Source organism: Nocardioides dongkuii (genome assembly GCF_014127485.1).
In the GTDB taxonomy this organism is placed as follows: Bacteria; Actinomycetota; Actinomycetes; order Propionibacteriales; family Nocardioidaceae; genus Nocardioides; species Nocardioides dongkuii.
The window spans coordinates 1,082,017-1,094,240 of record NZ_CP059903.1 but is presented as its reverse complement, the minus strand read 5'-3'; the positions used below and the strand labels follow the sequence as shown (position 1 = coordinate 1,094,240).

The 12,224-nt window shown below is 72.7% G+C and carries 14 protein-coding genes; 5 read left to right on the top strand and 9 right to left on the bottom strand.

Translation table 11 applies throughout. The features are described 5' to 3' along the window. Position 1: 1 nt before the first annotated feature. Positions 2-664, bottom strand: a complete 663-nt coding sequence (locus tag H4O22_RS05280) for a DUF1707 SHOCT-like domain-containing protein (RefSeq protein WP_182525997.1) — start codon at positions 662-664, stop codon at positions 2-4. Positions 665-769: 105 nt separating this feature from the next. Here H4O22_RS05280 and H4O22_RS05275 point away from each other — a divergent pair, with 105 nt between their 5' ends. Next, positions 770-2,458: a fumarate hydratase gene (locus H4O22_RS05275; RefSeq protein ID WP_182525996.1), complete on the top strand. Its 1,689-nt coding sequence runs from the start codon at positions 770-772 to the stop codon at positions 2,456-2,458. Between the two features lie 22 nt (positions 2,459-2,480). On the opposite strand, the gene H4O22_RS05270 is transcribed toward H4O22_RS05275, so the two are convergent. Further along, positions 2,481-2,693, bottom strand: a complete 213-nt coding sequence (locus H4O22_RS05270) for a hypothetical protein (RefSeq protein WP_182525995.1) — start codon at positions 2,691-2,693, stop codon at positions 2,481-2,483. Between the two features lie 66 nt (positions 2,694-2,759). On the opposite strand from H4O22_RS05270, the gene H4O22_RS05265 reads away from it, so the two are divergent. After that, entirely contained in the window at positions 2,760-3,059 is a 300-nt protein-coding gene (locus H4O22_RS05265) for a TFIIB-type zinc ribbon-containing protein (RefSeq protein ID WP_182525994.1), read from the top strand. 34 nt (positions 3,060-3,093) lie between these two features. On the opposite strand, the gene H4O22_RS05260 is transcribed toward H4O22_RS05265, so the two are convergent. The 3 genes from H4O22_RS05260 to H4O22_RS05250 are packed head-to-tail and all read right to left on the bottom strand — an operon-like array spanning position 3,094 to position 4,816. After that, positions 3,094-3,696 carry a DUF3618 domain-containing protein gene (locus H4O22_RS05260; protein ID WP_182525993.1) on the bottom strand — a complete coding sequence of 201 codons (603 nt, stop codon included), beginning with the start codon at positions 3,694-3,696 and terminating at the stop codon, positions 3,094-3,096. Next, positions 3,672-4,115, bottom strand: coding sequence for a phage holin family protein (locus H4O22_RS05255; protein WP_182525992.1), 444 nt, complete (start codon positions 4,113-4,115; stop codon positions 3,672-3,674). The genes H4O22_RS05260 and H4O22_RS05255 overlap by 25 nt, the downstream gene beginning before the upstream one ends. Next, entirely contained in the window at positions 4,112-4,816 is a 705-nt protein-coding gene (locus H4O22_RS05250; protein ID WP_182525991.1) for a hypothetical protein, read from the bottom strand. Before H4O22_RS05250 ends, H4O22_RS05255 begins: the two co-directional genes overlap by 4 nt. A gap of 125 nt (positions 4,817-4,941) precedes the next feature. On the opposite strand from H4O22_RS05250, the gene H4O22_RS05245 reads away from it, so the two are divergent. Together H4O22_RS05245 and H4O22_RS05240 are read left to right on the top strand one after the other, a co-directional pair. Further along, positions 4,942-5,625 carry a spermine/spermidine synthase domain-containing protein gene (locus tag H4O22_RS05245; RefSeq protein WP_182525990.1) on the top strand — a complete coding sequence of 228 codons (684 nt, stop codon included), beginning with the start codon at positions 4,942-4,944 and terminating at the stop codon, positions 5,623-5,625. Then, positions 5,622-7,022, top strand: coding sequence for a class II fumarate hydratase (locus tag H4O22_RS05240; RefSeq protein ID WP_182525989.1), 1,401 nt, complete (start codon positions 5,622-5,624; stop codon positions 7,020-7,022). Before H4O22_RS05245 ends, H4O22_RS05240 begins: the two co-directional genes overlap by 4 nt. A 114-nt stretch (positions 7,023-7,136) precedes the next feature. Here H4O22_RS05240 and H4O22_RS05235 read toward each other — a convergent pair whose 3' ends face one another. From H4O22_RS05235 to H4O22_RS05225, 3 genes are all read right to left on the bottom strand, one after another. Continuing rightward, positions 7,137-7,802 (bottom strand): aggregation-promoting factor C-terminal-like domain-containing protein, encoded by a 666-nt coding sequence (locus H4O22_RS05235; protein WP_182525988.1) that lies wholly within the window; start codon positions 7,800-7,802, stop codon positions 7,137-7,139. 167 nt (positions 7,803-7,969) lie between these two features. Then, positions 7,970-9,316 carry an RNA 5'-3' helicase PhoH2 gene (gene phoH2 / locus H4O22_RS05230; RefSeq protein ID WP_182525987.1) on the bottom strand — a complete coding sequence of 449 codons (1,347 nt, stop codon included), beginning with the start codon at positions 9,314-9,316 and terminating at the stop codon, positions 7,970-7,972. Positions 9,317-9,571: 255 nt separating this feature from the next. Beyond that, on the bottom strand, positions 9,572-10,345 hold the full coding sequence (locus H4O22_RS05225; RefSeq protein ID WP_182525986.1) for an isoprenyl transferase: 774 nt from the start codon (positions 10,343-10,345) through the stop codon (positions 9,572-9,574). Between the two features lie 96 nt (positions 10,346-10,441). Between H4O22_RS05225 and trhA the strand changes: the two genes are divergently transcribed. Then, a complete protein-coding gene (gene trhA / locus H4O22_RS05220; protein ID WP_220451292.1) occupies positions 10,442-11,170 on the top strand; it encodes a PAQR family membrane homeostasis protein TrhA in 729 nt (242 codons plus the stop codon). 19 nt (positions 11,171-11,189) lie between these two features. On the opposite strand, the gene H4O22_RS05215 is transcribed toward trhA, so the two are convergent. After that, complete coding sequence (locus H4O22_RS05215; protein ID WP_182525984.1) at positions 11,190-12,164, bottom strand: YihY/virulence factor BrkB family protein; 975 nt, start codon at positions 12,162-12,164, stop codon at positions 11,190-11,192. Between the last annotated feature and the right edge of the window lie 60 nt (positions 12,165-12,224).

Here is a 12,224-nt window from a genome sequence, read left to right as displayed (position 1 = left end):
ATCACGACGATGCCCGGCCGAGGCGCGTGCGCCCCTGGCCGGGCATCGGCTTGCGGATCACGGTCACCGCGCCCATCAGCGCCATCCCGCGGACCCGCACCAGTGGGGAGTCCGGGCCGATCTCCGCGGCGATCTTGGCCCGGCCCTCCTCGAAGGCGCCCATGATGCCGACCCCCTCGACCTCGACCCGGGTGGCGGCGTTCACGATGATGTCGATGCCGCCCATGACGGCGTTGGCGTTGATCACGACCTCGGGGGTGGTGAACACCGCCTCGCGCAGGTCCACGTCGATGCCGCCCATCAGCGTGAACGCCGTGTGCACCGGCGGGACCGCCCACACGCCCGTGCGGTCCTGCCCGGACAAGATGGCCAGGCTGCTCGTGTGCCGCGGCAGGTCCTCGATCCGCCCGGAGTACGCCGGGGCGGCGGGCCGGCGCACGGCCGGCGGGTGCGGGCCGGGCGCCGTGCCGGGCAGGTCGGCGAGGATCGGCACCAGGTCGGCGTACACCTTGGCGGCGTACGTCGCCTCCAGCCGCTCCTCGAGCTCGTCGACGTCCAGCCGCCCCTCGCCCGCGGCCTCGCGCAGCACCTCGGCCGCCGCGTGCCGGTCGGAGTCGGAGATGCGCAGCCGCATCGGGTCGGCGGGATCCAGGTGACCCTCCATGCGGCCAACCCTAGACGCGCCCGCCCCCGGGCACGACCGGGCGGACGCCGCCGCGTCCCGACCCCGGGGGCGCCGGACCCTGACCGCTCGGTAGTCTCACCGCCCGTGTCGAGCGCCCCTGAGTACGCCTACTCCGACCTGCTCCCCCTCGGCCCGGACCGGACGCCGTACCGCCTGGTCACGACCGAGGGCGTCTCGAGCTTCGAGGCCGACGGGCAGACGTTCCTGCGGGTCTCCCCCGAGGCGATCCGCACGCTGACGGCCGAGGCGATGCGCGACATCGCCCACTACCTGCGTCCCGGGCACCTGGCCCAGCTGCGCCGGATCATCGACGACCCCGAGGCCTCGGGCAACGACCGGTTCGTGGCGCTCGACCTCCTGAAGAACGTCAACATCTCCGCCGGTGGCGTGCTGCCGATGTGCCAGGACACCGGCACCGCGATCGTGATGGGCAAGAAGTCCGAGGGCGTGCTGACCGGCGCCGACGACGGCGCCGCGATCAGCCAGGGCGTGTACGACGCCTACACCCAGCTGAACCTGCGCTACAGCCAGCTCGCCCCGCTCACGACGTACGAGGAGCAGAACACCGGGACGAACCTGCCGGCGCAGATCGAGATCTACTCCACGCCGCAGACCAGCGGGCGCCCCGAGTACAAGTTCCTGTTCATGGCGAAGGGCGGTGGGTCGGCGAACAAGTCGTTCCTGTTCCAGGAGACCAAGGCGATCCTGAACCCGGAGCGGATGCTGCAGTTCCTCGACGAGAAGATCCGCTCGCTCGGCACGGCCGCCTGCCCGCCGTACCACCTGGCCGTGGTGATCGGCGGCACCAGCGCGGAGTTCGCGCTGAAGACCGCGAAGTACGCCTCGGCGCGCTACCTCGACGACCTGCCGACGTCGGGCTCGATGAGCGCGCACGGGTTCCGCGACCTCGAGCTGGAGCAGCAGGTCCTCGAGCTCACCCGGTCCTTCGGGATCGGGGCGCAGTTCGGCGGCAAGTACTTCTGCCACGACGTCCGCGTGGTCCGGCTCCCCCGCCACGGCGCGTCCTGCCCGGTCGCCATCGCGGTCTCCTGCTCGGCCGACCGCCAGGCGCTCGGCAAGATCACCCCGGAGGGCGTCTTCCTCGAGCAGCTGGAGACCGACCCCGCGCAGTACATGCCGGACGCCGGCGTCGCCGAGGACATCGCCGGCGGCGAGGTGGTGCCGATCGACCTCAACCAGCCGATGAGCGAGATCCTCGCCGAGCTGCGCCGCCACCCGGTGAAGACCCGGCTCTCACTGACCGGCCCGCTGGTGGTCGCCCGCGACATCGCGCACGCCAAGATCAAGGAGCGGCTCGACGCCGGCGAGGAGATGCCGGCGTACCTGCGCGACCACCCGGTCTACTACGCCGGGCCCGCCAAGACGCCGGCCGGCATGGCGTCCGGCTCCTTCGGGCCCACGACCGCGGGGCGGATGGACTCCTACGTCGAGCAGTTCCAGGCCGCGGGCGGCTCGATGGTGATGCTCGCCAAGGGCAACCGCTCGAAGGCCGTCACGGACGCCTGCGCCGCGCACGGCGGCTTCTACCTGGGGTCGATCGGCGGCCCTGCGGCGCGCCTGGCGCAGGACTGCATCCGCAGCCAGGAGGTCCTGGAGTACGCCGAGCTCGGGATGGAGGCGGTCTGGAAGATCGAGGTCGAGGACTTCCCGGCGTTCATCGTCGTCGACGACCGCGGCAACGACTTCTTCACCGACCCGTCCGGCACGGTGACCGTGCCGGTGACCGGGCTGCGGGTGCGCTCGGCCCAGTAGCGGTCCGGCCCAGCAGTCCCGCTCAGTAGCTGCGGTTGGACTCCTTGTTGCCCGCCGGCTTGCCGTTGGGGCCGGCGTCCTCGCCGTCCTCGAGGGCGTTGCCCGACTCCGGGTTGCCGGCGACCCCCTGGTCGTCGGAGATCGGGGTCTCGCGGGCTGCGGGGTCCATCGACGCCACCTCGGAGACCTGTCCGCCGTCCTGCTTGTCCTGCGGGCTGCTCGACTTGTCGGTCATGCTGAGCAGGTACCCGGAACCCCGCAGGCGACTCGTCCGTTCGACGGGTGAGGACAGGAGAACACCATGAGGTGCCCCACAGACGAGACCACGCTGGTGATGAGCGAGCGGAGCGGGATCGAGATCGACTACTGCCCCACCTGCCGGGGGGTGTGGCTGGACCGCGGCGAGCTCGACAAGATCATCGACCGGTCCCTGGGCCAGGCCCCGCCGCCGGCCGCCGCGGCACCGCCGCCGGCGTACGACCGCTACGAGCAGCCGCGCCACGAGGAGCAGCGGCGCCACGAGCAGTCCTACTCGCCGCAGCAGCAGGGCTCCTACAAGAAGAAGCGCAAGGAGAGCTGGCTCAGCGAGATCTTCGACTGAGCCAGCCCTCCTGGGTGCGGGTGATGCCGGGGGGTCAGCTCCCCGGCTTCGCCTGCGACTTCACGGACTCGGCGGCGGACTGCCCCTCGTCCTTGACGCGCGCGGCCGACTCGGTCGCGGTGTCCTTGACCTCCTGGGCCGCGCCCATGGCACGCTCCTTGAGGTCGTCGGTGAGACCCTGGCCGACGGACTTCGCCTCGTCGAGGAGCGGTCCGCCCTTCTCCTGGGCGGTGTCGGCGACGAACGACGCCACCTGCGCCTCCTTGGCCGTGGCCGGGATCAGGCCGGCGAGGACGACGCCCGCGCCGAACGCGACCAGGCCCGCGGCGAGGGGGCTGCCCTCGACCCGGTCCTGCGCGCTGCCGAGCGCACCCGACGCGCCGTCGGCGACGCCCTGGGCCATCCCCTGGACGCTGCCGGCGGCGCCGGAGCCCGACGAGGCGGCGCTGCTGCGCACGCTGTCGGCGGAGCCCATCACCTTGCTGCGGAGCGCGGAGACCCTGCTGCGTGCGGCCTCCTTGCGGCGGTCGATGATCGCGCTGGGGCTGACCCGGTCCTGCAGGGCGTCGAGGTCCGACGCCATCCGCTCCCGGGTGCCGGCGATCTCGCTGCTCAGCTCTTCTGTGCTCTGGCCCATTCTGCGTCCTCCTTGAGTGTCTGCTGCGTGCGGGGCAACTGCGGGTTGCTCTCCTTGAGTGCCGTGCGACCGGTGACGGCGAGGACCGCCGCGCCGATGCCCCACAGCACGGTGACGATCAGCGCCGCCGCCCAAAGCGGCAGCACCAGGTCGAGCGCGAAGATGATCGTGAACGACAAGAACAGCAGCACCATGTAGGCGGAGAGCCCGGCACCGCCGAGCAGCCCGGCCCCCTTGCCCGCCTTGGCCATCTCCTCCTTGAGCTCGACCTTCGCCAGGTCCATCTCCTGCTTGATCAGCGTGGAGAGGTCCGTGGTGATGTCGCCGACGATCTCGCCGAGCGAGCGCTGGTCGGAGGGCTGGGCGGGGTCCAGGCCTGGGTCGGCGTGGCTCCCGTGACTCCCGGGCTGCGTGGTCATCGCTGTCCCTCGTCGCCGAGCACGCCGCGCTCGCCGTACCCGGCCTCCGGGGTGGACATCGGGGGCGGGGACGGCATGGTGGGCGCGGCCGGGATGGCGCCCGGGCCACCCGAGGTCGGCTGGCCGTGCGGCGCGCCCGCCTCGGTGCTGGGGCTCGGCACGTAGGTCTCGCCCAGGGTCGAGGTCGGGGAGCCGCCCGTGGGCGGCACGGCCGGGGTCACCGGTCCGTCGGCCTGCGCGGCGGCGATGCCGTCGGCGGCACCCCGGGCCAGGCGACCCACGACCACACCGGCCGCGAGCGCGCCGAGCAGGAAGCTGCCCGGGCGCTGACGCGCGAAGCGGCGTACGTCGTCGAGCAGCTCGCCGGGCTCGCGGCTCTCCAGCTGGGAGCTGAATGCGCGAGCGCGCTCGGAGACCTGGCGGGCGAGATCCGTGGCCATCCCCGGCGTGCCGTTGCCCGCCATGGACTCGAGGTCGTCGCCGAGCGTGCGCAGCGTCCCCGCGAGCCGGTCCTTCTGCTCCTTGGACTGCGCCGTGACCTGGCTCATGGCGTCGGCGAGGACGCTGCGGGCCTGGTTGGCGGCCTCGGCGGCCACCGCACCGGCCTCCTGCTTGGCCGTCCCGGCGACGTGCTTGCCCTCGTCGGCAGCCGTGCTGGCCGCGTCCTGTGCCCGGTCACGGGCGGACTGGTCGGTTGTCATCGGTACCTCCGTTGGATCGGGATGGGACGTCTGCAGGTATCCACCGCGGCGGGGACCAACCCTCACCCCGCTGGAGGAGTGGGTCGGGGTCCCTACCTGGGTATCGGCTTGGCAGGGTGTGGCCCATGGAGCACGTCGAGAAGGCCCGCGCCGAGTCCGCCCGCGGGGAGCTGGTGCTGCGGGAGCGCCGGGAGCCGGGCGCCCCGGCCGTGCTGGAGCTGCGCGCCAACGGCGTCTTCGTGATGGACACCCTCGAGACCAGCACCGAGCAGGCGCTCGCCGCGGCCGCGCTCGAGCTGGTGGCCGACCCGCGGGCCGTCCTGGCGGCCGGGCTGGGGCTGGGGTTCACGCTGCACGAGGTGCTCGCCGACAGCCGCGTGGAGCGGTGCGCGGTCGTCGAGATCGAGGAGGCGCTGGTCGGCTGGCTGCGCGACGGCACCGTCCCGCACGGCCCGGCGCTGCTCGCCGACGAGCGCGCGGCGATCGTGGTGGCCGACGTCGCGGTCGCGATGGCCGAGGCGCGCCCCGCGTCGTACGACCTGGTGCTGCTCGACGTCGACAACGGCCCGGGCTACCTCGTCCACGACCTCAACGCGCGGCTCTACCAGCCGGCGTTCCTGGCCGCGACGCGGACGGTGCTGCGTCCCGGCGGGGCGCTCGTCCTGTGGTCCGCCGACGAGGCTCCCGAGCTCGAGGAGACGCTGCGCTCGGTCTTCGGCGCCGCCGAGGCGCGGCCACTGGCGGTCCGGCTGCAGGACCGGGACGAGCACTACTGGCTCTACGTCGCACGGGTACCGTCTGGGGCGTGACCGAGCCTGCCGATGACTCCCCGTTCCGCACCGAGCACGACTCCATGGGCGAGGTCCTCGTCCCGAAGGACGCCCTGTGGCGCGCGCAGACCCAGCGCGCGGTCGAGAACTTCCCGATCAGCGGCACGCCGATCGAGCCGCGCCTGATCCAGGCGCTCGGCACCGTCAAGCAGGCCGCGGCCACCGCGAACCACGAGCTCGGCGTGCTCGACGACGCGCGGGCGACCGCGATCCGGGACGCCGCCGCCGAGGTCGCCGCAGGCCGTCACGACGCGCAGTTCCCGATCGACGTCTTCCAGACCGGGTCCGGCACCAGCTCCAACATGAACACCAACGAGGTGATCGCGAGCCTCGCCACCCGCGCCGGCGCGGACGTGCACCCCAACGACCACGTCAACGCCAGCCAGTCGAGCAACGACACCTTCCCGACCGCGATCCACGTCGCGGCCACGCTCGCGGTCGTCGACGACCTGCTGCCCGCGCTCGACGTGCTCGGGAGCAGCCTGGAGCGGAAGGCCGAGGAGTTCGCGGGCCTGGTGAAGTCGGGCCGGACCCACCTGATGGACGCGACCCCGGTGATGCTGGGCCAGGAGCTCTCCGGCTACGCCGCCACCGTGCGGTACGCCGCCGAGCGGCTCGCGTCGGTGCTCCCCCGGGTCCGCGAGCTGCCGCTCGGCGGCACCGCGGTCGGCACCGGCATCAACACGCCCCCCGGCTTCGCGGCCCGCGCGATCGAGGTGCTCGGCGAGCTCACCGGGCAGCCGTTCACCGAGGCGCGCAACCACTTCGAGGCACAGGGCACCCGCGACTCCCTCGTCGAGCTCAGCGGCGTCCTGCGCACGTACGCCGTGGGGCTGACCAAGATCTGCAACGACCTGCGCTGGATGTCCTCGGGACCCACGACCGGGCTCGCCGAGATCCACCTCCCCGACCTGCAGCCCGGGTCGAGCATCATGCCCGGCAAGGTCAACCCGGTCCTGCCGGAGGCGACGCTGATGGTGTGCTTCCAGGTCATCGGCAACGACGCCGCGGTCACGGCCGCCGGCGCCAGCGGCAGCTTCGAGCTCAACGTCGCCATGCCGGTGATGGCGCGCAACGTGCTGGAGTCGGTGCGGCTGCTCGCGGCGTCCTCGCGCGTGCTCGCCGAGCGCTGCGTCGACGGCATCACCGCCGACGCCGGCCGGATGCGCCAGTACGCCGAGTCCTCGCCGTCGGTCGTCACCCCGCTCAACAAGCACATCGGCTATGAGAACGCCGCCACGATCGCCAAGAAGGCGCTCGCCGACGGCGCCACCATCCGCGAGACGGTCATCGCGCTGGGGTACGTCGAGCGCGGCGAGCTCACCGAGCAGCAGCTCGACGAGGCCCTCGACGTGGAGTCGATGACCCACCCCTGACCCTGACCCTGACCCCGGCCTGACAACTCACGCCGAGTCGGCGTGAATGTCCGCGCGAGTCGGCGTGAATGTTCGCCGTACCCGGACACAAGCGCCGACTCGGCACTCGTGGGGTCAGTACCAGCCGTGCGACTCGCTGTGCGCCCAGGCGCCGCAGGGCGAGCCGTAGACGTCGGCGATGTAGCCGAGGCCCCAGCGGATCTGGGTGACGGGGTTGGTGGCCCAGTCGGCGCCGGCGGAGGCCATCTTCTCGCCGGGGAGCGCCTGCGGGATGCCGTACGCCGAGGACGTCGGGTTGTCGGCGTCGACGGTCCAGTTCGACTCGCGCGTCCAGAGGGAGTCCAGGCAGCCGAACTGGTCCACGGAGAACCCGAAGTCGCCGAGCAGGGCCCGGCCGATGTCGCGCGGGTCGTCGTCGGACAGGCTCTCGGTGGCCGTCATCGCGCCGCCACCGCGCTGGTCGAGCGCGGCCCGCTTGAGCGGGTCGGCCGACTTCCGGCGGTCGGACCGCGAGATGGTCTCGGGGCGCGCCGGGACCTCCGCCTCGGTCGCCGCGGGCGCCTCGGTCGAGGACACCGCCGACGCCAGGTCGGCCGCGGCGGGGGTGACGCTGATCGAGTCGGAGGACAGCACACCGACGGAGACGGTGGCGCCGGTCGCGGCCACGGCCGCCGAGGAGAGGACGACGGTGGTGCGGATCGCCTTCTTCGGGGCGTCCACCGAGATCGTGCGGTCGGGGGCCTGACGGTGCTTCGGAACGTGCTTGACGGGCTTCGACACAGGTAGAGACTCACGGGTAGACGACGTGGGACCGGACCACCATGCCCGAGCCACATGGCCCCTGCAAACGGAACCCCCGATCTGGGGACCGAGGGTGACGAGGGAGACGTCCGGAGGTGCCCCGCGTGGTCACACCCACCCCACGGGACACCTCCGTCACACCAGCCTCAGACGGTCATGTGCTCCAGCATCTCGGTGACCAGCGCGGCGATCGGCGACCGCTCGGAGCGGGTCAGGGTGACGTGGGCGAAGAGCGGGTGCCCCTTGAGCTTCTCGATCACCGCGACCACGCCGTCGTGCCGCCCGACCCGGAGGTTGTCGCGCTGGGCGACGTCGTGGGTCAGCACGACCTTGGAGTTGGCCCCGATCCGGGAGAGCACCGTGAGCAGCACGTTGCGCTCGAGGGACTGGGCCTCGTCGACGATCACGAACGCGTCGTGGAGCGAGCGCCCGCGGATGTGCGTGAGCGGCAGCACCTCGAGCATCCCGCGGTCCAGGATCTCCTCGATCACCTCGCGCGAGGTGATCGACCCGAGGGTGTCGAAGACCGCCTGGCCCCAGGGCGACATCTTCTCCGACTCCGACCCGGGCAGGTAGCCGAGCTCCTGGCCGCCGACCGCGAACAGCGGCCGGAACACGACCACCTTCTTGTGCTGGCGGCGCTCCAGGACCGCCTCGAGCCCCGCGCAGAGCGCCATCGCCGACTTGCCGGTGCCGGCGCGGCCGCCGAGGGAGACGATCCCGACCTCGGGGTCGAGCAGCATCTCCAGCGCGATCCGCTGCTCGGCGGACCGGCCGTGGATCCCGAAGGCCTCGCGGTCGCCGCGGACCAGGTGGACCTGCTTGTCCGGGCCGACCCGGCCGAGCGCCGTCCCGCGGTCGGAGAGCAGCACCAGGCCCTGGTGGCAGGGCAGGTCGCGGGCGTCGGCGAGGTCGAGCACGCCGTCGTCGTACAGCTCGTCGAGGTCGCTCGCGGCCACCTCGACCTCGGCCATGCCGGAGTAGCCGGTGTCGGACTCGCTGATCGCCTCGCCGCGGTACTCCTCGGCGTCCAGCCCGACCGCGGAGGCCTTGATCCGCATCGGCAGGTCCTTGGAGACGAGCGTGACGTCGGCGCCCTCGTCGGCGAGGTTCTTGGCGACCGCGAGGATCCGGGTGTCGTTGTCGCCGAGCCGGAAGCCGGAGGGCAGCGAGCCGGGGTCGGTGTGGTTGAGCTCGACCCGGACCGAGCCGCCCTCCTCGCCGACGGGGACCGGCTCGTCGAGCCGGCCGTGGGTGATCCGCAGCTCGTCGAGCATCCGGAGCGCGGTCCGCGCGAAGAACCCGAGCTCGGGGTGGTGCCGCTTCCCCTCCAGCTCGGTGATGACGACGACGGGCAGCACCACCTCGTGCTCGGCGAAGCGCTTGAGCGCGCCGGGATCGGCGAGCAGCACGCTGGTGTCGAGCACGTAGGTGCGCGCTGTGGTGCGGGCGGTGGAGGCGGAGCGTTGGGTCGTGGTGGCCTGCGTCGGCACGGTTCACCCCTCACGGGCCGGCGCGCGCACTCCTCGCCCCGGTCCTAGCTCGTGCTGGCGGACCGGGATGACGCCCGAAGACAGGAGTGCCTGCCTCCTCGCGCGCGGCAGGGATCAGCCTGCCGTGCGGTGCAGTCGTGAATGCTCACGATCGGGCCTCCCGATGCGGCGAGCTTCCCCACTCGCCGTTGCCTCGGAACGTACGCCGATCCGCGGCGCCGCGGCAGCAACACGCCCGAAAGCGGGGGGTGAACGTCAGGCGCCGTGCCGGCGCTCGCGCTGGGCGTAGGCCCGGATCGCGCGCAGGAAGTCGACCCGGCGGAAGTCGGGCCAGTAGGCCTCGCAGAAGTAGAACTCCGAGGTCGCGCTCTGCCACAGCAGGAACCCGCCGAGGCGCTGCTCCCCCGAGGTGCGGATCACCAGGTCGGGGTCGGGCTGGCCCTTGGTGTAGAGGTGCTCGGCGATCGACTCGACGCTCACGCCCGCGGCAATCTCCTCCACCGGGGTGCCCCGGGCGGCGTGCTCGAGGATGAGCGAGCGGACGGCGTCCGCGATCTCCTGGCGGCCGCCGTACCCGACGGCGATGTTCACCAGCAGCCCGTCGACGTCGCGGGTGGCGTCCTCGGCCTCCTTGAGCCGCTGCGCGGTCGAGGCCGGCAGCAGGTCGAGCGCGCCCACGGGGTGCAGCCGCCAGCGGCGGGCGTCGGCCAGCGAGGCCACCGCCTCCTCGATGATCTCGAGGAGCGGCGCCAGCTCGGCCTCGGAGCGGTTGAGGTTGTCGGTCGAGAGCAGCCACAGCGTGACCACCTCGATGCCGACCTCGTCGCACCAGCCGAGCAGCGGCTCGATGTTCGCGGCGCCGGCGCGGTGGCCATGGGCGCTGTCGCGACCGACGGCCCGGGCCCAGCGACGGTTGCCGTCGAGCATCACGCCGACGTGCTTGGGGAGGTTGTCGGGCATCCGGCGGAGGACCCGGGCCTCGTACGCCGGGTAGAGCACCCGCCTGAGCCCGCGCTTCCAGTCCGCCACGTCTCCAGGGTACCGGGGCCGCTCGGCGCGTGGCCTTCGTCTCTTTGCGTTTCCTCGATGGGTCCTGCCGACGCACCCGCCGGTAACTTTGCCACCATGAACCGCGGGATGGACGACGTGCGCGCAGGGATCGAGCACCTCGGCGACTCCTTCCACGAGACGTTCGAGGACCTCAAGCCCAAGCTGCGCGGATGGCTGCACCTGGGGGTCGTGCCGCTGACCCTCGCCGGCGGGATCGTGCTGATCGCCCTGTCGCCCGACACCCTCACCCGGATCGGGTCGACGGTGTTCACCCTCTCGGCGCTCCTGCTCTTCACGGTCTCCGCGATCTACCACACGGGCACCTGGTCGCCCCGGACATGGGCGTTCCTGCGGCGCTTCGACCACTCCAACATCTTCGTGCTGATCGCCGGCTCCTACACACCCTTCAGCCTGATCCTGCTGGAGGGCACCCAGCGCACCGTGCTGCTGACGGTCGTCTGGACCGGCGCGATCCTGGGCGTGCTGTTCCGGATCTTCTGGACCGACGCCCCGCGCTGGCTCTACACGCCGATCTACATCGCGATGGGCTGGGCGGCGGTCTTCTTCCTGCCCGGGTTCCTGCGCGGCGCCGAGGAGCTGGGCGGCACGGCCGGCATCACCGCGTTCGTGATGATCGTGGTCGGGGGGGCGCTCTACACCCTCGGCGGCGTGGTCTACGGCTTCAAGCGCCCCGACCCGTGGCCGCAGTGGTTCGGCTTCCACGAGGTCTTCCACACCTTCACGATCCTCGCGTTCGCCGCGCACTACGTCGGCGTCTCCGTCGCGACGTACGCCCTGCGCTGACGGCTTCCGTGCTGCCGGGTCAGTCCACGACCCGCCCGTGCGGGCGCCCCGGGTCGTCGTACGCCGGCTCGCGCTGGCCCGCCCGCAGCGCCTCCAGCTGGGCGCACACGGCGACGCCGTAGAAGAACGAGATCGCGGCGAGCAGCGCCCACAGCAGCAGCGCGACCATGCCGGCGAGCGGCCCGTAGGTGCTGCCGAAGGACCCGCTGAGCCCGACGTACGCCGCGAGGCCGGCGGTGGCGAGCATGCTCAGCACCACCGCGACCACCCCGCCGAGCGCGAGCCAGCTCAGCGCCGGCTGCCGGCGGCGCGGGGCGTGGTCGAGCAGCACCGCGATGGCGAGCACCAGGAGCGCCGCGCCGACCGGCCAGCGCAGCACGTTCCAGGTGCGCCGGGTGCCGTCGGACCAGCCGTAGGCCTCGGTCATCCCGTCGGCGAACGCCCCGCCGCCGACCAGGAGCAGGAAGCCGAGCCCGACCGGCACCGCGAGCAGCCCGGTGAGCACCGCCGCCCGGCCGTACTTGCGCAGCGCGGGCCGGTCGCGCCGGATGCCGTAGATCCGGTTGGCACCGCGCTCGACCTGCGCCATGGCGGTGGTCATCGAGGCGACGGAGAGCAGCAGCCCCAGCGTCAGGGCCAGCTCGCCGGCGTCCTCGCTCGACTCGGACCCGCCGACCGCCGAGGCGAGCGCGTCGCCGTCCCCCTCCCCCGGCGAGATCCCGTCGACGGTGACCGCGACGACCGTCGCGACCTTCTCGCCGTCGATGTCCGCGGCCAGCCCGGTGAGCGCCAGCAGGAACGGCACCAGCGCCAGGCACGCCTGGAGCGCGAGCGCCCGCGAGTTCGTGAACCCGTCGCCGTACCGGAACCGCACGAAGGCGTCGACCGCGACCCGGCGCAGGCCGTGCCGGCGGGCGAGGTGCCAGGCGTCCTCGGCGTCGAGCTCGTCGCCGTCGAGCTCGGTGGTCACGGGGACCGTGCGTGCGGTGGTCACGGGCGGCAGCCTCGCACGCCGCCCCTCGTGCGGCGGCGGCCGCCGCCGTACCGTGGGCGC

What these genes read in the sequence shown, in the direction of transcription:
- H4O22_RS05280 (WP_182525997.1), bottom strand. Translation starts at nt 664, where the DNA reads ATGGAGGGTCACCTGGATCCCGCCGACCCGATGCGGCTGCGCATCTCC.
- H4O22_RS05270 (WP_182525995.1), bottom strand. Translation starts at nt 2,693, where the DNA reads ATGACCGACAAGTCGAGCAGCCCGCAGGACAAGCAGGACGGCGGACAG.
- H4O22_RS05265 (WP_182525994.1), top strand. Translation starts at nt 2,760, where the DNA reads ATGAGGTGCCCCACAGACGAGACCACGCTGGTGATGAGCGAGCGGAGC.
- H4O22_RS05260 (WP_182525993.1), bottom strand. Translation starts at nt 3,696, where the DNA reads ATGGGCCAGAGCACAGAAGAGCTGAGCAGCGAGATCGCCGGCACCCGG.
- H4O22_RS05255 (WP_182525992.1), bottom strand. Translation starts at nt 4,115, where the DNA reads ATGACCACGCAGCCCGGGAGTCACGGGAGCCACGCCGACCCAGGCCTG.
- H4O22_RS05250 (WP_182525991.1), bottom strand. Translation starts at nt 4,816, where the DNA reads ATGACAACCGACCAGTCCGCCCGTGACCGGGCACAGGACGCGGCCAGC.
- H4O22_RS05245 (WP_182525990.1), top strand. Translation starts at nt 4,942, where the DNA reads ATGGAGCACGTCGAGAAGGCCCGCGCCGAGTCCGCCCGCGGGGAGCTG.
- trhA (WP_220451292.1), top strand. Translation starts at nt 10,442, where the DNA reads ATGAACCGCGGGATGGACGACGTGCGCGCAGGGATCGAGCACCTCGGC.